The 19080-nt window shown below is 45.4% G+C and carries 17 protein-coding genes; 9 read left to right on the top strand and 8 right to left on the bottom strand.

Annotated elements, in window-relative coordinates:
* The first annotated feature begins 1 nt into the window (after position 1).
* Both ABE021_RS09500 and ABE021_RS09495 read left to right on the top strand, forming a co-directional pair.
* Positions 2-634 (top strand): YigZ family protein, encoded by a 633-nt coding sequence (locus tag ABE021_RS09500; RefSeq protein WP_430288286.1) that lies wholly within the window; start codon positions 2-4, stop codon positions 632-634.
* A 165-nt stretch (positions 635-799) separates the two neighbouring features.
* Positions 800-1882, top strand: coding sequence for an LCP family protein (locus ABE021_RS09495; RefSeq protein WP_430288285.1), 1083 nt, complete (start codon positions 800-802; stop codon positions 1880-1882).
* 102 nt (positions 1883-1984) lie between these two features.
* Here the strand turns inward: ABE021_RS09495 and ABE021_RS09490 are convergent, their stop codons facing one another.
* Complete coding sequence (locus ABE021_RS09490; RefSeq protein WP_430288284.1) at positions 1985-3028, bottom strand: glycosyltransferase family 4 protein; 1044 nt, start codon at positions 3026-3028, stop codon at positions 1985-1987.
* 251 nt (positions 3029-3279) lie between these two features.
* On the opposite strand from ABE021_RS09490, the gene secA2 reads away from it, so the two are divergent.
* Both secA2 and ABE021_RS09480 read left to right on the top strand, forming a co-directional pair.
* Positions 3280-5658 carry an accessory Sec system translocase SecA2 gene (gene secA2 / locus ABE021_RS09485; protein ID WP_430288283.1) on the top strand — a complete coding sequence of 793 codons (2379 nt, stop codon included), beginning with the start codon at positions 3280-3282 and terminating at the stop codon, positions 5656-5658.
* Positions 5655-6557, top strand: coding sequence for an accessory Sec system S-layer assembly protein (locus ABE021_RS09480; protein WP_430288282.1), 903 nt, complete (start codon positions 5655-5657; stop codon positions 6555-6557). Before secA2 ends, ABE021_RS09480 begins: the two co-directional genes overlap by 4 nt.
* Here ABE021_RS09480 and ABE021_RS09475 read toward each other — a convergent pair.
* Together ABE021_RS09475 and ABE021_RS09470 are read right to left on the bottom strand one after the other, a co-directional pair.
* Positions 6542-6691 (bottom strand): hypothetical protein, encoded by a 150-nt coding sequence (locus tag ABE021_RS09475; RefSeq protein ID WP_430288281.1) that lies wholly within the window; start codon positions 6689-6691, stop codon positions 6542-6544. The genes ABE021_RS09480 and ABE021_RS09475 overlap by 16 nt on opposite strands.
* Before the next feature lie 66 nt (positions 6692-6757).
* The gene (locus tag ABE021_RS09470; RefSeq protein WP_430288280.1) at positions 6758-7465 is read right to left on the bottom strand and encodes a glucosamine-6-phosphate deaminase; all 708 of its coding nucleotides are present in this window, start codon (positions 7463-7465) and stop codon (positions 6758-6760) included.
* Positions 7466-7749: 284 nt separating this feature from the next.
* On the opposite strand from ABE021_RS09470, the gene ABE021_RS09465 reads away from it, so the two are divergent.
* From ABE021_RS09465 to ABE021_RS09455, 3 genes are read left to right on the top strand one after another with little or no spacing between them, the layout of a single operon-like run.
* A complete protein-coding gene (locus ABE021_RS09465; protein ID WP_430288278.1) occupies positions 7750-7893 on the top strand; it encodes a cytochrome c oxidase subunit 2A in 144 nt (47 codons plus the stop codon).
* Positions 7894-7917: 24 nt separating this feature from the next.
* Entirely contained in the window at positions 7918-8418 is a 501-nt protein-coding gene (locus tag ABE021_RS09460) for a cytochrome c oxidase subunit II (RefSeq protein WP_430288277.1), read from the top strand.
* A gap of 1 nt (position 8419) precedes the next feature.
* Complete coding sequence (locus ABE021_RS09455) at positions 8420-10087, top strand: b(o/a)3-type cytochrome-c oxidase subunit 1 (protein WP_430288275.1); 1668 nt, start codon at positions 8420-8422, stop codon at positions 10085-10087.
* Positions 10088-10115: 28 nt separating this feature from the next.
* On the opposite strand, the gene ABE021_RS09450 is transcribed toward ABE021_RS09455, so the two are convergent.
* Entirely contained in the window at positions 10116-12032 is a 1917-nt protein-coding gene (locus ABE021_RS09450) for a sensor domain-containing phosphodiesterase (RefSeq protein ID WP_430288273.1), read from the bottom strand.
* A 212-nt stretch (positions 12033-12244) separates the two neighbouring features.
* Here ABE021_RS09450 and ABE021_RS09445 point away from each other — a divergent pair, with 212 nt between their 5' ends.
* Positions 12245-12595 carry an SCP2 sterol-binding domain-containing protein gene (locus tag ABE021_RS09445; protein ID WP_430288272.1) on the top strand — a complete coding sequence of 117 codons (351 nt, stop codon included), beginning with the start codon at positions 12245-12247 and terminating at the stop codon, positions 12593-12595.
* Positions 12596-12728: 133 nt separating this feature from the next.
* Here the strand turns inward: ABE021_RS09445 and ABE021_RS09440 are convergent, their stop codons facing one another.
* The 3 genes from ABE021_RS09440 to ABE021_RS09430 form a co-directional block, all read right to left on the bottom strand.
* Positions 12729-13466, bottom strand: a complete 738-nt coding sequence (locus ABE021_RS09440) for an SDR family NAD(P)-dependent oxidoreductase (RefSeq protein WP_430288271.1) — start codon at positions 13464-13466, stop codon at positions 12729-12731.
* Positions 13467-13636: 170 nt separating this feature from the next.
* Positions 13637-14740, bottom strand: a complete 1104-nt coding sequence (locus ABE021_RS09435; protein WP_430288269.1) for an amidohydrolase — start codon at positions 14738-14740, stop codon at positions 13637-13639.
* Between the two features lie 16 nt (positions 14741-14756).
* Positions 14757-15851 carry a glycosyltransferase gene (locus tag ABE021_RS09430; RefSeq protein WP_430288268.1) on the bottom strand — a complete coding sequence of 365 codons (1095 nt, stop codon included), beginning with the start codon at positions 15849-15851 and terminating at the stop codon, positions 14757-14759.
* A gap of 302 nt (positions 15852-16153) precedes the next feature.
* Here ABE021_RS09430 and ABE021_RS09425 point away from each other — a divergent pair, with 302 nt between their 5' ends.
* Positions 16154-17077: an NlpC/P60 family protein gene (locus tag ABE021_RS09425; RefSeq protein ID WP_430288266.1), complete on the top strand. Its 924-nt coding sequence runs from the start codon at positions 16154-16156 to the stop codon at positions 17075-17077.
* A gap of 151 nt (positions 17078-17228) precedes the next feature.
* On the opposite strand, the gene ABE021_RS09420 is transcribed toward ABE021_RS09425, so the two are convergent.
* Positions 17229-18917 (bottom strand): methyl-accepting chemotaxis protein, encoded by a 1689-nt coding sequence (locus ABE021_RS09420; protein WP_430288264.1) that lies wholly within the window; start codon positions 18915-18917, stop codon positions 17229-17231.
* Positions 18918-19080: the final 163 nt, after the last annotated feature.

Below are 19080 nucleotides of genomic sequence, written 5' to 3'. Positions count from 1 at the left end.
AATGAGAATGGACTATAAGACCGTGAAACACCAAAGTGAAACAGAAATCATCATTAACAAATCTCGATTTATCACATCGGTGAAACGAACGGAAACGGAACAAGAGGCTCTCGACTTCATCCGGGAAATAAAACAAGCGCATCCATCGGCTAATCATAATTGCTCAGCTTATTTAATAGGTGAGCACGATCATATCCAAAAAGCGAACGATGACGGCGAGCCCTCGGGGACAGCCGGTTTTCCCATGCTGGAAGTATTGAAAAAGCAAGGGCTGAAAGACACAACCGTTGTTGTCACACGATATTTCGGCGGTATCAAACTGGGCGGCGGAGGCCTTATACGTGCATATGGACGTTCAACTTCAGAAGGGGTTGCAGCCGCAGGGACGGTTGAGCGCGTACTTCACCGCACAATGTGCGTTACTGTCGACTATACAGCGCTTGGGAAAGTGGAAAACGAGGTACGGCAATCCGCTTGGCCGCTTGAACACATCGAGTACGGTGAACAGGTGACGCTATTCATATTGGTACCGATTTCCGACTTGGACACATTCCATACGTGGATTGCAGATTTAACGAACGGTCAAGGAGAGATAGCCATGGGTGACCAGAAGTTCTTGGAGTTTTCTGTCTGAAAAGGTGTACGCGCTTCCGTAAAGGTAGTATACTGTTGATAATTGCAATATTGTGCAGATCGACAGCCTATTCGACACATATAGCCGTTGCTGTCATTTGACAGCATCCACTCCATTACAATGGAGTTCGACATTAAGGACGGATTAACGGAGGCTAAGTAAAAGATGAAACGAAAAGAATTTAGAAAAGCCAAGAGGAAGTCTTCGAAAACGAGACTTGTTTTGAAGATAGGTCTTGTGGTGGCCATTGCAGCTTTTTTGACAGTGGCCGCCTATGGGGTCACACTTCATAAGAAAGCGGAACTGGCCGCTGATAGAGCGTATGAACCGATCCTGGACCGCACTTCCCGATCGCCCGCAGGTGCAGACAACATCCAACCTGCGAAAGATAATGTGTCCGTTCTGCTGATCGGGGTGGATGACAGCGATGACCGCAAGCAAGGGGACAGCAACAGCCGTGCGGATGCGTTACTCGTCGCTACGTTGAATCCGAAACAGAAAACGGTCAAACTGCTCAGTATTCCGCGCGATTCCTATGTCTACATTCCGGAAGTGGATTACAAGGATAAGATCACACATGCGAATTCATACGGCGGAACAAAGGCGACCATTGAAACGGTCGAAGAAATGTTGGACATTCCGATCGACTATTATTTGAAAACGAACTTCAATGCGTTCATCGATGTAGTGGACGCGCTCGGCGGAGTCGAAGTCGAAGTCCCCTATGAACGAATTGAAAAAGATGAAACGGATGCAGGCACAATCCACTTGATGCCAGGTCTCCAAGTGTTGGATGGCCGACATGCGCTTGCACTTGCCAGAACACGTAAACTCGACAACGATATCGAGCGCGGGAAACGTCAGCAAATGATTATCCAGGCGATGATGGACCAAGCGAAATCTCCTGCTGCAATTACGAAATTCGGTGATGTCATCGATGCACTCGGAAATAACATCAAAACGGATATGCAGTATAATGAGATGCTGTCGTTCTTAGAGTATGCAAAAGGCGGAATCCCATCCGTTGATACGTTAACTCTTGAAGGAGATGACGATTGGTCAACGGGCGTATACTTTTGGAAGTTGAACGATGAGGACCTCCAACAGAAACGGTTGATTTTACAATCCCATTTAGGATTGATCTCCTCCCTGACACCCGGAGCGGATGATGAAGCATCGGCCGATTTTCCAAGGAGTACGAAACGTGTCGTAATTTCTCCATCTGAAGAACAATCAGACACCAATTAAATGGTATAGAGAGCAAACGCGAGAGGAGAATCTTCCTTTCGCGTTTTAATTTCCATCAAAAAAAGGCTGTCCCAGAATAAATTCCGGGGCAGCCTTTTATAATTATTTTCCGATCATGCGGACTAGATTCAATATAGGACGATAATTCGTACCGGCAAGACCGATGATTTCGACAAACAATTCGATAGCAAGTAAGATCACGAACAGTAGGAGGATCGCTCCCCACACCGTCGCTTGTGAAAACAGCACTGCTGCGATTCCGAAAAGAATGGCAATGCCATAAATGACAAGTACGGTTTGGCGATGTGAAAACCCTGCGCGCAACAAGCAGTGATGCAAGTGAGATTTGTCCGGCGCGGTAATCGACTGTTTCATACGAATGCGTCTGACAATCGCAAAGAATGTATCAGAAATCGGAACGCCAAGCATAATAATCGGGATAACGAGTGACACAACGGCAACGTTCTTGAAACCGAGAAGTGCCAGGACCGAAATCATGAACCCTAAGAACAAGGATCCCGTATCCCCCATGAATATTTTAGCCGGATGGAAGTTGAACAGTAAAAACCCAAGTGAACTGGCCGCAAGGATTGCAGCGGTAACAAGTACGAACGTGTTCCCCATGATGAGAGCCATGACCGATATGGAAATCAGTGCAATTGTCGAAACGCCCGCTGCCAGACCGTCCAGTCCATCGATCAGGTTAATGGCATTCGTTACGCCGACTATCCAGAGGATCGTAATAGGTATACTTAAGTAGCCAAAGTCAATTTGTCCGAGAAACGGTAAGTTAATGAAATCGATTTGAAGATTCCCAACAGTCATTACGACAATTGCAGCTACCAACTGTCCTAATGCTTTCGCTTTCGCTGTAATTTCCAGCATATCATCAAAGAACCCGATCGCGATGATGATTACGGCACCGATGAGAATTCCGGCAGCGTGTTCATCTTTCGGCAACAATATGGCGTATCCGATTAAAAACGCTCCAAATATCGCAAGTCCTCCAATACGCGGCATGACCGCAGCATGGACTTTGCGGTAATTCGGTCTATCAACCGCCCCGATACGGAACGCGAATTTTATGACAAGTGGAGTTAGTATGATGGCACCGAAAAACGCTGCTGCCATTGCAAGGAATAACATGTCCTTCCTCCCTGTAGTACTCGATTTTTAGTTAAAGCCTACCGTATTATAACATGACCACTTAAAGAAAGCACTCTGTGAAACAACTTTTCTATTAGAAAACAGACTCTTTAGTTTTCAATACCCCTTATTCACAAGGTCTACTCCTATTATTCAACACGCGCTTTCACGCACTTCTAGTCTTTTCCGCTCTTGTTTGATAAAATAGAGTCGTGTCCGTTGAATGGACAATATAAAGGAGCGTTAACTATATGCTATCCATTTTTAGACGATCAAACCAAACCAGTGATCGACAGCTTAAGAAATACCGGAAAATTGTTGATCGTATAAATAAATTAGAACCGAATTATGTCGACTTATCCGATGACCAGCTCGCTGAAAAAACCATTGAATTCAAAGAACGTATTGCGAATGGCGAAACTGTTCAATCGATTATCCCGGAAGCATTTTCCGTTGTACGCGAAGCCTCGAAACGCGTACTCCACATGCGCCATTTTGACGTACAGCTTATTGGCGGCATGGTGCTGACTGAAGGGAATATTGCAGAAATGCCTACAGGTGAAGGAAAGACGCTTGTCGCTTCCCTTCCCTCCTATGTACGGGCGCTCGAAGGCAAAGGCGTCCATATTATAACGGTGAACGACTATTTGGCACGTCGTGATTTCGATCAGATGGGTCAGATCCATCGCTTCCTCGGGCTCACCGTCGGACTGAACGTACCGATGATGCAAAGTCTGGAAAAGAAAGAAGCGTATGATGCGGACATTACGTATGGCGTCGGCACTGAATTCGGCTTTGACTATTTACGTGACAATATGGCACAGCACATCAGCCAAAAAGTGCAGCGCCCTTATCACTACGCAATTATTGACGAAGTCGATAGTGTACTGATCGATGAAGCGAAAACTCCGTTGATCGTAGCAGGTAAAATGCAAGCGGATGCAGATCTCCATATGATTGCAGCCCGCCTTGCAAAACGATTCAAACAAGGAGTGGACTTTGACTTTGACGATGAAACCAAGTCGACATCGTTAACTGAAACAGGTATCGAAAAAGTGGAAAAGGCATTCGGTGTTGATAATTTATATGATCTTGAGCATCAGACACTCTACCATTATATGATCCAAGCGGTTCGTGCCCATGTGATTTTCAAGCGTGATGTTGACTATATCGTCCGCGAGGAAAAGATCGAATTGGTCGATATGTTCACGGGACGGATCATGGACGGACGGACGTTATCTGACGGACTTCATCAGGCGATCGAAGCAAAAGAAGGTCTTCCGATCACAGATGAAAACAAAGCACAAGCACAGATCACAATTCAAAACTATTTCCGCATGTATCCAAAACTTTGCGGCATGACAGGGACTGCAAAAACGCAGGAAAAGGAATTCCGTGAAGTCTACAATATGCAAGTCATCCAAATTCCGACGAACCGTCCTCGCCAACGCGTCGACCAAGAAGATTTTGTCTTTAAAACAATTGACCAAAAGTACAAGGCGATGGCAAAGGAAGTGGCTGATCGGCACAAAGTCGGACAACCTGTTCTTGTCGGGACGACTTCTATTTTGCAATCGGAAAAAGTGGTCGAGTATTTAGATGAGCAAAAACTGGACTACAATTTGTTGAACGCGAAAAGTGTCGAGCAAGAAGTTGAACTCATCTCAAATGCAGGTCAAAAAGGGCATATCACGGTCGCGACAAACATGGCGGGCCGCGGAACCGACATCGTTCTCGGTGAGGGCGTTGAAAAGCTTGGCGGTTTGTTCGTGCTCGGAACTGAAAAGCACGAAAGCCGCAGGATCGATAACCAGCTGCGTGGACGTTCGGGCCGTCAGGGCGACAAAGGGGAATCCCGATTCTTCCTATCCCTTGAAGATGACATGTTCAAACGCTTTGCAAAAGACGATATCGAGAAATTCGAGAAAAAAGTCGAAACGGATGAGAACGGCTTAGTTCTTAACAAAGACGTCAACGAACTGACAGAGCGTACTCAGCGTATTGTCGAAGGCGCGCACTACTCGATGCGTGAGTATAATTTGAAATTGGATGATGTCATCAACGATCAGCGCAACGTGCTATATGGATTGCGGGATAATGTCCTAGAGCGTAATAACGTGAATGGACTGTTGCAAACGATGTTGAAAGAAACAGCGGAGTTTGTCGTATACGATAGCTGTCCAGAAGGTGAAACACCGGATCAGTGGGATTTCGAGCGTATCGAACGGACATTGAATTCGCTGCTCCGTGTGCCGGTTGAACTTCCGCGGACATTTGAAAAACCCTCACAGATCGTCAAGTTCTATGCTGAGCCTCTCGATGAATTGGTTGCATACATTCAATCATTTGAGGATAATGAGCAAGTGAACCAACTGATTCCACAAGTCATGCTGAGTCACATTGACACCATGTGGGTCAAGCACCTCGAAGTCATGACACGGTTGAAAGAAGGTATTGGGCTTCGCTCATACGGGCAGGAAGACCCGATGCGGATTTATCAGCGCGAAGGATTGGAACTCTTCGGGAAACATTATCAGAAACTGCGCAGGGACATTGCTTCTGAGGTCATTCAGTTCATGAAAGTCCTGACAGAACAACAGCAACAACAATCACAGGAGGTTAGCTCATGAAATTCCTTTCAATGTTTAAGAAGACCGAAAAGACAGGAAGCGACAGCACCATCGGCTCTGAAGAACTGATGGCCGGTACTGCCGGACCCGCTGGAGACGAGGATATCGAAACAGCGCTATCCCTTCATCCTTCATGGGAATTGCCCCAGGAACAGGAATACGTATTCCGTTTCCTGGCGAACGAACTGGAACCTCTCAAACCGAACCAGATTTCGTTGTCTGGTATAGATATTGACGTTGAACCCGCTACGGGTGAATTTTTGGTCAAAGCATTTTTCCGTTCTTCTCTGGACCAAACGATAACGGTTGGTGATGTGGAACTGATGCTGATGGATGGAGAAGGCAAAACAATCGGTTCCCAACAATTTGACTTAAGTGAACTTGGCGAACTCGCTCCACGCAGCGCGCGTCCTTGGGTATTCGTCTTCTCTAAAGAGAACCTATTCGTTGAAGAACCGCCTAAAGAGAACTGGAAACTGGCGTTCAACGTACAATCCATGGTCCCCCACAAGTTGGAGCTTGAAGAATCATGGGAAACTAGCCTTCCAGCTGAACAAAAAGCTGCACTTGAAGAAGTTGTCGGCAACTTACCGAAATTGAAGCCGCGTGAAGTGAACATCGCTGGATTCCAAGTCGGAAAACAAGACGACGGAAGCATCGCAGCGTCTGTATTCATCCGAAACGGTCACTCGAAACAGATAAATATTGAAAAGCTTCCGCTTGAACTGATCGATGCGACAGGTGAAGTGGTAGCAAGCGGTTCGTTCGATATCGGTTCACTACCTGTGAATGCGAACACAACGAAACCATGGACATTCGTATATCCAACAGAAATGGTGTCAAAAGAAGATCCTGATTTCTCTCGTTGGACCATCCGTGTACCTCAGCAAAATGCATAAATGACAAAAGCCCGTACAATTGTACGGGCTTTCTTGTATTCAATTGCACTTGGATACAAAATAGCTTCTTGTCTCCTGTTATCGAGAATCCCCACTAAAGATTGGAGTACGGGCCCGCCAATCAAGCGGTCCATGCCCTCCCATTTCCTTGTACAAAAAAAGACTGCCCATAAGGACAGCCTTCCGATGGATTGCCTCTATTACAATTTCAAATCAGTTATGACGACTACATCCGGGTGGTTGAGCAAAAATGTAACGGGCCATTCCGCGGAAACTTCACCAGCGAATAATTTCTCAAGCGCTGCGCGTTTCTTCTCGCCAAAGGCTGCTACGATGAGCTTCTTTGCCTGCATGATTGAAGAAATCCCCATAGTCAAGGCAGTTACCGGCATCGTTTCCCCTTCTTTGAAATACTGGCTGTTCACTGCAATCGTCGACTCCGTCAGTTCGACAACGTGCGTCACGGAATCCGGAGATGTCCCTGGTTCGTTAAATGCGATGTGCCCGTTCTCACCGATACCGAGAAATTGAATATCGAGCGGATTCTCTTTCAAGAGCGTTTCATAGCGCACACACTCTGCATCCAAGTCGTCAGCCATCCCATTTTCGATATACGTTTGTTTGAAAGGTTTTTCCGAGAAGAGATGATGATTCATGTAGTAGGCGTAACTGTTTTCATGAGTTGCCGGTATCCCGACGTATTCGTCCAAATTGAATGCCGTCACATTTGTAAAGTCGAGATCTGATGCTCTCATTTTTTCATAAACGGGCTCCATCGTACTTCCTGTTGCCAGCCCAAGTACATGTAATCGTCCTGCCTCTAATTCTTCACGTACCAATCCGCAAATTTTTTCAGCGCCTTGCTCTTTACTGTCAACCACAATTGTCTGTATATTCTCCATGTCCATCTACCAACTTTCTTTAAAAGTACTTCATTAATTGTAAAGCGTGGTGCTCCGCCGGTCAACACACTGCCCCATTCTCACTGTTCCCTGGATCTCCATCCCGTAATCTCATAATTCCAAACCCATTTTCATTTGTCCATAATGTGGTGACTCTATGAACAAAGTGTGAACTTACGACTCACTACGAAAGTATTAGGGAATTCCCTAGTATTATAATTTTCCAGATTCAATATGATGAAAGTAGTTCTTATACAGTAATCAGACACCCATTAAAGGCGGTGATTCAAATGGCAAAAAAGCACACGACCCAAGATATCCATACGACAGATTCATCATCCAATTTAAAAGGGACGTTCATCATGGTCATGATTTTAGGAATCCTTATGGTCGGTTCCTGGTTTGGCGCGTATTGGCTTTTCATTTCAAGATAACGAGAGAAGAAGGAGGCAGAGATCATGCATCTGCACAAGTATGAGAAAGTTTGGCTCACGTTCGGTATGGCATCATTAGTTATTTTCCTTTTAATTATAGGATTTGCAGCATTTTGGAAAGGCACTCATCCACAGAGTCACTTGGAGACGATCGATCCAAATAATGTGGAAGCACATGATTCGTTCAAACCTGAAAACCTCGGTCTGACAGAAGTGGCAGACGGTAAATACAAAGTCAATCTTGTCGCATCTGCATTCAACTATGATTTCGGTGTCGACAAAGATGAAAAACCTGTCAAAACAATCCGTGTACCGCAAGGCTCCACAATTCTCTTTACAGCGACAACGAAAGACGTCGTTCACGGCTTTCAAGTGGCCGGAACAAATGTCAATATGATGGTGGAACCTGGACACATCAGCCGGTTTGAGGCGGTTATGAAAAACAAAGGTGAATTCACGATCGTTTGTAACGAATACTGCGGCATCGGTCACCATCAGATGTTCGGGAAAGTGGAGGTGTATTGATATGGGTGCCACAGAAAATAACCTGCGTCTATTCCCTAAAAAAGATGCACGGCTCTACATGTCTTTCATGTATGTCACGTTCGTTTCATTACTCGTCGGGGGCCTTATGGGACTGTTGCAGACGTTTGTCCGGTCTGGCAGATTCACCCTTCCCTTCAACATTAACTACTACACCATTTTAACGGTGCACGGTGTCATTCTCGGACTCGTTTTGACCACGTTCTTCATCATCGGATTCCAGTTCGCTCTTATGGGCAAAACAGTCGGAATTTCGGATAAGCAGCGGAATGTCGGCTGGATCTCGTTCTGGATGATGCTCATCGGAACGATAATGGCGGCGATTACCATCCTAGTCGGCCAAGCGAATGTACTGTATACATTCTATGCCCCACTTGCAGCACATCCGGCCTTCTATATCGGGCTTGCTCTCGTAATAATCGGAAGTTGGATTTCCGCATTCACAAACTTCCGTCAGTTATATGTCTGGAAAAAAGCGCATAAAGGTGAAAAATCACCCCTGCTTGCCTTCATGGTTGTCATTAACATGCTCATGTGGGTCATTGCATCACTTGGTGTAGCGATCGCCGTGGTTGTACAGTTCATCCCTTGGTCACTCGGCTACACGGAAACGATTAACGTACTCGTCAGCCGTACGTTGTTCTGGTACTTCGGTCACCCGCTTGTCTACTTCTGGCTATTGCCTGCTTACATGGCGTGGTATGCAATCATCCCTAAAATCATTGGCGGTAAATTATTCAGTGATTCGCTTGCCCGCCTAGCATTCATTCTGCTCCTGATGTTTTCGATTCCAGTTGGGTTCCACCACCAATTGACAGAACCGGGAATCGATCCGACTTGGAAGTTCATCCAAGTCGTCTTGACATTCATGGTTGTCATCCCGTCGCTCATGACCGCTTTCTCGATCTTTGCAACATTCGAGATTACAGGCCGTAAAAAAGGATTCCATAGCCTCTTCGGCTGGTTCAAGAAATTGCCATGGGGCGATGTACGATTCTTCGCACCATTTGTAGGTATGGTTGCATTCATCCCCGGCGGAATCGGCGGTATCATCAACGCATCCCACCAAATGAATGCACTGGTCCACAATACGATATGGATTACGGGTCACTTCCATTTGACAGTTGCAACGACAGTGATTTTGACCTATTTCGGCATCGCTTACTGGCTAGTGCCTCACTTGACTGGCCGTCGCTTGACTAAGCAATTGAACAAACTGGGAATCATCCAGACGATCATCTGGACCGTGGGTATGACCATCATGTCTACAGCGATGCACATACAAGGTCTTCTCGGAGGACCGCGCCGTTCTGCATACTCTGAATATGCAGGAGGAGCACAGGTCGATACTTGGATCGGTTACCAGCTTGCGCAGGCAATCGGCGGCACCATTCTTTTCATCGGTATTCTTTTAATGACGTATATCTTCATCAAACTCACATTTTTCGCACCTCGCGGAGTGGAGGAATTCCCGATTGCCGAAGAGGACGAAGACGCGCAAGCAACACCGAAAGTACTGGAAAACTGGTATTTGTGGATCGGAATTACAATTCTGCTCATCGCATTTGCGTATACGATCCCTATGATCGATATTATTAAACACTCTCCTCCCGGTTCCGTGCCATTTAAATGGCCAATCGGGAGAATGTGAAAAACATCCGGAACGTAAGCGGCTTTGCTTACGTTCCGGATGTTTTCTCTTTTTCAACAGTCTGTCTGGGCAGATATAAAAATGGAAATCTCGGTGATGCAAGCAGCCAACTATCCAATTCTTCGATTGGCAGCGGTTTACTGAAATAGTAGCCTTGAATTTCAAAACAGCCTAACTCTTCCAGCCACTTCAACTGACCTTCCGTTTCAACGCCTTCTGCCACCGTGTGCAGATGCAAGCTCTTCGCCAGGGTCAAAATCGCACGGACAATCGCACGGCTTTTGAGGTCGGTCTCCATGTTGGCAACAAACTGACGGTCAATTTTAACTTCCTGTATCGAGAAACGCTGTAAGTATATGAATGCGGAGTATCCTGTTCCAAAATCATCAATTGAAATCGGGAAACCCATTTCCTGCACTTTTTTGATTTGGATTTCCACTAGATCCGAATCTTCAATCGCTACATTCTCCGTAATTTCGATAATCAGTTTTTTAGGATTCACCTCATATTTACGCATGCATTCCTCCAAGAACACAGGAAAGTGATTATGAAGGAAGTGTCTTGGGGAAATGTTGACTGAAATCGTCAATGCCCCCAGCCCGATCTGTTTCCATCTTTTCAACTGATGGCACGCTTGACATACGACCCATTCTCCAATTTGATTTATAAGTCCAGTCGTTTCAGCAATATTGATGAATGCAGCTGGAGACAGCAACCCTTTTTCAGGGTGCTGCCATCGGATCAGTGCTTCGACCCCCGTCACTTTGTGCGTCAGACTTTCCACTTGCGGTTGATAAAATAGCCGGAACTCATTCATGTCCAATCCTTTACCTAAATTCATCTCCGAATGCATTTCCTCTTCCCATTGTTCAAACATTAATGGATCGTACACTGCACGGGTTTTCCGGTTCCCTGCTTTATGAGAGGAGTCCAGTGCAATTTTGGCCGCGTGAATCCCTTCGTATGCATCTTTCACATGCTCCGGATATAAGGAGACTCCATAACTGAAGGACAAAAACAACTCCTGGTCTTTGATCATCATCGGCTTGCGTAACTCAGAAAGAATGTGCCCCATGGCGCTTTCATCATCTTCCCGATCTCCCTGATATTCAGAGTAAATGATGAAATGGTCAAAAGCGATTCTCGCAAAGGTCGAACCATCCGGGAAAAGCGAACGCAGCCGATTGGCAATCACTTTCAAAGAACTCTTGGTTCCTTCAGGGCCAAGCACACTCTGAATGGAAATGAACTGATCAATCTTCATATATATAAATGTGCCACAAAGCCCACTTTCCGTTTTACGGATCTTGTCATTCACTTTTTCAATGAATGCATTTTCATTGTCGATACCCGTCACTGTATCCGTGTAAGCTAACTCGTGAACGCGGTTTTCCATTTCCAATCTATTCAAACGATCGAATACAAAGGACAACATGTCTGCACTAGCAGCGATAAATACTTCGTCCAATTTCGACCAAACACGACTTTCCACAGTTTCGCAACACAGAAGACCGCCAATTCCCCGACTCATAATAATAGAGGCTTCGAGTAACGATGTAATCGGGGTTTCGTTGAAATAACTGATAGGAAATGATTCAAGTGCCTCATTTGAAGCAATGTCTTCCACTGAATTGATACGGCTTTCCCCAATCGCCTTAAAATAGAGCTTTGCTTCTGTTGCGTCAAGCTGGCGAACGCTGGGAATCGCTACTGATTCCGCGGCATACGTCAAATGCTCCGTAAGTTTCGTTTGATCTTCATTGAACAACCAAATACTCACGCGGTCCGCCTTCATGATCATGGCTATATTTTCACAGAGTTCGTACAAAACGTCTTTCATGGACTCTGGAGTAAGGTCCAAGTGCTTTGCTTGTTTAAACAAATTCTGCTGCTGTTCCTGCATTCTCGATAAGATTTCCGCAAGTTCTTCCTTCGATCGATCCATGCTCAAGCACCTCCTTAAAAGGGAAATCTGGTAATCTTTATGTCGGCCAGTATGTGCTAGAATCATTCATCCGAGTACTATCTTCATAATACCATTTAATTCGACACTCCTAGAGATTCCCCTCTACAACATTCAGTAAACTCTGTATATTAAGATTCACCAATTTGCTATACTACTAATGAAGCACTAGTCATTTTAAGGAGGTTGTGAATTTGGCGATTGAACACGAAAAGGACCTTAGAGGGGTATGGAACGAAATTGAGCGGCGGCTGAACGAGGATTCCGCACCTATACAAGGATTGAATGTAAGTTATGGGTTTAATTTGTCTGGGGACAGAACAGAGAACTTTGTATTGGTATTTGCCGACAATCAGGCAAGCGTGAGTGAGCAAGAGACAGCGGAGGCGGATTGTACACTGACAATGAAGGTCGAAGATTTCTACAAACTGATTGGCGGAACGCTGAACACAACGATTGCGTTCATGGTGGGGAAACTGAAAGTCAAAGGCAGCCTCGGCCTCGCGTTAAAACTGGAAAACATTTTGACGCAATATCGTTTATAACCCTGCATCTTCCCGTTTCTCTCGTTCACTCATTGAGAACAGCGTACTTTGAGAAGCACCGTATATCGCTCAATTAGAAATGAAAAAGACGCCCCTCATAAATGAGTTGACGTCTTTCTTATGCATTCGTCCATTAACGTGCTGAGAATCCGCCATCGATGACGAGTTCAGCGCCTGTGATGTAAGAAGCTTCATCAGAAGCAAGGAACATAACTGCGTTACCTACGTCTTCAGGCTGACCAAGACGAGCAAGTGGTGTCATTTTGATAAGGCCTTCAAGCGCTGCTTTTGAAGCCTCAAGGTTCGCTACCATCGGAGTTTGGATAACGCCTGGGAATACTGTGTTTACACGGATTCCGTCTTTACCGAACTCAGCTGCAGCTGCACGAGAGATCGCACGGACTGAACCTTTAGATGCTGAATATGGGTTGTAGCCCATACCAACTAGAGCTGTATATGAAGAAATGTTGACGATTGAACCTTCTCCAGCTTCCTTCATGTAAGGAACGACTGCGCGCATACCAGCGAATGTACCGAATCCGTTGATGTCGTGCAGGCGCTGCCAGTCAGCGAGTGTAATATCGTCCATGCCTTTTTCAGTAGAGATACCAGCACAGTTGATAAGAATGTCAAGTTTGCCGAACTTGTCAGCAGCTGATTTTACAGCTTCTGCCCAGTTGTCAGCATCTGTAACGTTCAATTTTACGTAATCGACATTTTCAACGCCGTCCCATTTCACTTTAAGAGCATCTGTATTAATGTCTGCAGCAATGACTTTAGCGCCTTCTGCTGTGAACAATTTAACCATCATTTCGCCCATGCCTGAAGCTCCACCTGTAATAAATGCTACTTTATCCTGCATTCTACCCATTTAAACCGCTCCTTTTTATATGTTCAATTAGTTTTAACATCTAAATAGTACTCCTATATTTTCTTCAATGCAACAAACGGCTCTCCGCTACGGATATTTCAATTCTTCAAATAAATAACAACTCTCACGCACTGACTGCACTTAAAATTCCTCAAATTCCCGGCACACAATTATGCTTGGAAACTAGCCCGTTTCAGTGTTTCTGCCAGGATTTCAGCGCCGGTGACAAGTGCATCCCGATTGAATTTCATCGCTGGATGATGCAAGCCTGGCCCTAAATCGGCACCGAGCCCAATCATAGTCGCTTTCAGATTCGGATTGCGTATGGTATAGAAGTGAAAATCATCGCTCCCTGATGTGACAACGTCTCCAGCAAGACCTTTTTGACCGAGCACGTCGAAAATACCTTCCCGAGCGATGGAAGCAGCTTCCTCCGACACTTCCGCTGCCGGTGTATAGTCTGCCCATTCCAAATCGATTTTAGTAGTGTAAAGTTCTGCAATCTGTTGAATGCCTGTGTCGATCCTTTTTTTCAATAGCTGCAGCACATCGTTGGACTGAGCACGCATGTCCAATCCGAATTTCGCTGTGCCTGGGATGATGTTGAGACTGTCTCCGCCAGCTTGAATGTTCGTCAATTTCACGGAATAGGCTTCGTATGGTGAAAATTGCACCGTCTTCAAGAATTGTCCGATGGCCAGTAATGGATCGATTGCATTGACGCCTTGATGAGGACGCGCTCCATGGGCATCGACTCCGCGAATCGTCCCTTTTACAAAATATGCGGCACCATGACGGATCGCTGCTGATGCCTTCCCTAGCGGAAGCTCTTCCTGTGGTCTCAGATGGATGCCGAATAGATAACTCACATCATCGACTGCCCCACGGTCAATCATTGCATTCGATCCATTCCCTTTTTCTTCGGCAGGTTGGAAGATGAAACGGATTCTGCATCCAAGATCCTCTTCCTTCAAATAAGCAAGCGCCCCAAGCACCATTGCCATGTGACCGTCATGTCCGCAGGAGTGATTCGCTTGATACACCCCATCCACTTCTTGCCACAACGCATCGATATCTGCCCGTACAGCTATGACAGTGTCTCCTTTTCCGATTTCCGCAACTGCACCGGTGACATCTTCAAACGTTTTGAATGGAACGTCCATTTCAGTTAGAATACGGGCGATTTCCTTAGTCGTTTCATGTTCTTTCCAACTGACTTCCGGATTCGCATGGAAATGTTCAAACCAATTCCTTATTTGTTGTGTGACAGCCATTCCCTTTTCCCCCTTTTTATCGTGTACGTTCGACTTCCCCATATATCTTCAGCAATTTCTCCAAGATCATCTCGTAGGAATGTTCATGTACTATTTCTTCCCGCTTTGCGACATTTATCGCACCATCACCGGAAAGTGCTTGAAACAAGCCTTGTGCAAGACCTTCCACTTCGCGTGCTGGAACTAAAATACCCGCTCCATCCGCTAACAAATAGGACAGTCCGCCAACGTCCGATGCAACAACAGGTGAACCTGCGGCCATAGCTTCCAGCGCGACAAGTCCAAAACCTTCATGATAGGAAGGGAGTGAAAGGACATCTGCGGCTGCAAGCCACTTCGCTAGTTCCTTCTGGCTTTTTGTCCCTTCGAAGTGGATTCCTTCTATTTGATGGGTTGTGATGTATTCCTTGACCTCTTCCACAAAAGCTGCGGACTTCGCGGAACCTACTAAACGTAGTGATGCATCGGGCAACTGACTCTTTACAGTTACGAATGCCTGCACTAACTCCAGAATCCCTTTTTCACGGATCAAATTACCGATGAACAAGATCACCGGTTCTTTTTCACGCAATCCAAGCTCATTGCGGACTTCAGCTTTCGGCAACGGGTGAAACACGGTCCGGTCCACCCCCATGCTCATCACGGAAACTTTCACTTCAGATACGCCGAAGTTTGTCACGACTTCTTGTTTCAAACGTTCCCCAACGGTAATGACGTGAGATGCTTCCTGCAAAATGGTACGGGTCAGTTTAGCAATCCGCGCGCTTTTTTTCGGCATTTTGTCAATATCCCCACCATGGATCGTGACAACATACGGAAGGTTAAACAGGCGCTTTCCAATCAATGAAATATAACCTGTAGGAAAGGCATAGTGAGCATGGGTCATGGTTAAATTTTTCCGGTTCCCCATCAGATAAAAGAAGGAACCGGCAAACCACTTTCCGTATTTCAAAAGAGCGTGCAGTTTACCTGCTTTCGGATTATCAATCACCTTAATATCCATCGCTACACCAGAAGCTTTCAATAATTCAACTTGGTTTTCAACAAAAATACCGTATGTAGGATGTTCCGCAGATGGATACATATTGCTGAATACTACAATTTTTTTCATGTCCGCCCCATTCTGCCAGATTCATAATGTCATTTTCCGGCATTTCAATTTGTTTGGTTACAAAGATACAGCATTTTCGTCTTTTTTTCACGCTGAACAGCCATTTAGCGCAAAAATAAAAACGCTTTCATCGGAATCATCATCCGACAAACCGCGTTATATCAACCTTTTATACAGCAACCGACCATTTGTAACACCATTGTAATATAACTGTAACCGAAATCAGGTTTAGCCTGTGCTAAGATAATCACAGATAAAGACACTGTCCTTGATACGGTGCGAAAGGGGAAACTGAGAAACTTATGAAACTGAAACGTCTTTTGGCATTAGGAATCGCCAGTTTAGTAATTTCAACGTCCGTACCGTCTATGGCTTCTGCTGCAACACTTTCTGCAACTAACTTGGTAAATACAGCTAAAAATTACATAGGAACACCTTATCGATATGGCGGGACAAGCCTTAAAACCGGTATCGATTGTTCTGCGTATACTCAACTCGTATACAAAAAGAGCGGATCTTCACTTCCACGTACAACAGGTCAACAATACCAACAAGGTAAATCAGTTTCGAAAAGCAAATTGACTACTGGCGACCTCGTATTCTTCAACACAGGCGGTAAAGGTGTTTCACATGTTGGAATCTACATAGGTTCTAGCAAATTCATTCACGCGTCAACGAGTAAAGGCGTCACAATCTCTTCCCTTAATGATCCTTATTACTGGAAAAGCCGTTATGTAGGCGCTAAACGCCCTGCTTCTTTCGGTGAAACAGCTGTTGCTTCAAAACCAGTTGCGAAAGTGACATACGCTTCACGCGCTGAAATTGCGAATGTTGTTGTGAAATCATTAGGTCTTCATAGAACACACAAACTAGCGGATTTCCCGGATATTACACCTAAAACTCCTTATTATAACGAAATCATGGCTGCTGCCGAAGCAGGTATCTTTAACGGAAACAGCAGTGGTAAGTTCGATCCGAATTCTGCGTTGACTCGCTCACAGATGGCTCTGGTCTTAACAGATGCTTTTGACTTGACTGCTACAACTGCTTCCTCTACGAAAATCGATTTACCATTCAAGGACGTTCCAAAAGGTTACTATGCAGAAGAAGCGATTGCTGCATTGTACGCTAACAAAGTTACATCCGGTTACACGAATGGGAACTTTGGTGTAGATGATAAAGTTAAAATCCAAGACATGCAACGCTTTATGGACAACCTTAAATGATATGAAAAACGTGGAACTCTCTTACTATAGAGGTTTCCACGTTTTTTCTTTTATTAAACCTATATTCCGAAAAACTTTACTTTGTTCGGCTTTAATCGCCTAGCAAAAGCGCATCCCCCATTTCTATGGGGAATGCGCTTGTCAGTTTCTCTTATACTTGGAATCGGCTGACCTCTTGCTGAAGTTCATCAGCGAGTCGTGTAAGGCTTTGTGCGCTTGCGCTGATCTCTTGGCTGACCGCCAGCTGCTCTTCGGTGGCTGAGCTTGTCTCCATTGCCGAAGCAGCTGCTTGTCCGCTTAAGCTCTGCACTTCGCGTGCGCCTTGAGTCACTTCATCCGCCATCGCTTGGATCTCTTCAATTGCAGCAGAGACCGTTTCAACCTTAGCGGATACATCGCCCACTGCCTGTTGGATGTCTTTGAATACTGCGTTGGACTCAGCCGTTGCTTTCATCCCGTTTTCAACTTTCTCGTTGCCCGTTTCAATCGATTTCGTCGCTTTTTTCGAATACACTTGGATGTCACTGACCATCGTTCCAATCTCCGATGCAGACGTTTTGGACTGCTCTGCGAGTTTACGGACTTCATCTGCAACAACTGCGAACCCTTTCCCTGCATCTCCTGCACGGGCTGCTTCAATTGCTGCATTCAGTGCCAAAAGGTTTGTTTGCTCAGCAATGCCTGTAATGATGGCCGTCACTTTTTCGATTTCAGAAGAGTGGTCAGCCATCTCTTTCATGATCGCTGCCGTTTCCCGGATCGTTTCCCGAATGGTCTTCATCTCTTCGACGACCTCATCCATCGATGCAGATCCTTTTCCAACAAGTTGTGTAACCGCTTCTGCCGAACGCAGCATGTCCTCATTGCTTTCTGAAATCTCTCCAACCCCTAAAGACAGCTCATTCATGGATTGAGTCGATTGGTCTGTGATCCGCTGCTGCCGCTCACTGCCTTCGAGTTGTTTTTCTGCAGTACTTGCGATCAGTTCCGATGAAGCTAAACTTTCTTCCGAACTTGCAGATAACCCTTCCGATTGCATAGCCAACTGTTCCGCTGAGACATTGATTTTGCGGATCATGTTCGCTACATCTGCGCCCATCTTATTGAACGCACTCGCCATTTCTCCGACTTCGTCTTTACTGCGCACGACGAGCGGATCTATGGAAAAATCACCATTTGCAATTTGGTGCAGCCCTTCCGTTACGATCCCAACAGGTTTCGTGATGGATCTGCTAATACGCTGAGAAATCACGATACCCACCACGACTCCGATAACGATGATTGCAGCGATGATAACCGTCAGCTGCACCATCATCCGGTTCACTTCTTTCTGTTTTTTCTCGAGTGCCTTATACTGGTTGTCCTTTATGAGATCCGCACGTGTCATGACAACATTTCCTACGTCTTTGGATGCTTCTGACATCCATTTTGCGATATCATCTTTTCCTTGTTCCAAGTTATCGACAATATTGTTTTGAAGCGTCATCGATTTTTCATTCGAATCGACAAGTGCTCCATATTCTTTTTTCATCGTCGCCTCGTTCATCATCTTCCCCAGTTCGCTCAGGAGCTGTTCAGAACGCTCATAGTTCTCTTGGCGCTTATCAAGCAACGCCTTATCCTGATAGAGCATGTAGCCTCGGATTTCACTCTGCATTTGTTCTTGCTTCAGAACAAATTCGTCTACGATATCCACTTTATGCACTTCATCATCGAGCATATTCCGATAATCGCTATTCAATTTCACAAGTAACAGAATGCTAGCCACCCCAATAACAACTAGCAACGCCAGTAATAACCCAAATCCATTCCGTAACTTCCCAGCAATTGTACGTTTCACCCATTCCACCCCGATTTGTTCTCTTTTTTCAGAACCGACGAACTTACCCAATCGTCTGAATAGTTATGACTAGTCCAATTATATCTGTTTTTTTCAAATAAATCACTACTTTTCGACCATTTTATAATTTCCATTCTTCCCGTTATGCCTAATCAAATTATGA

Origin of the sequence: Sporosarcina gallistercoris (genome assembly GCF_050459885.1) — a bacterium.
Taxonomy (GTDB): domain Bacteria; phylum Bacillota; class Bacilli; order Bacillales_A; family Planococcaceae; genus Sporosarcina; species Sporosarcina gallistercoris_A.
The sequence above is the reverse complement of the archived record's forward strand: the minus strand, read 5'-3'. Positions and strand labels throughout refer to the sequence as shown.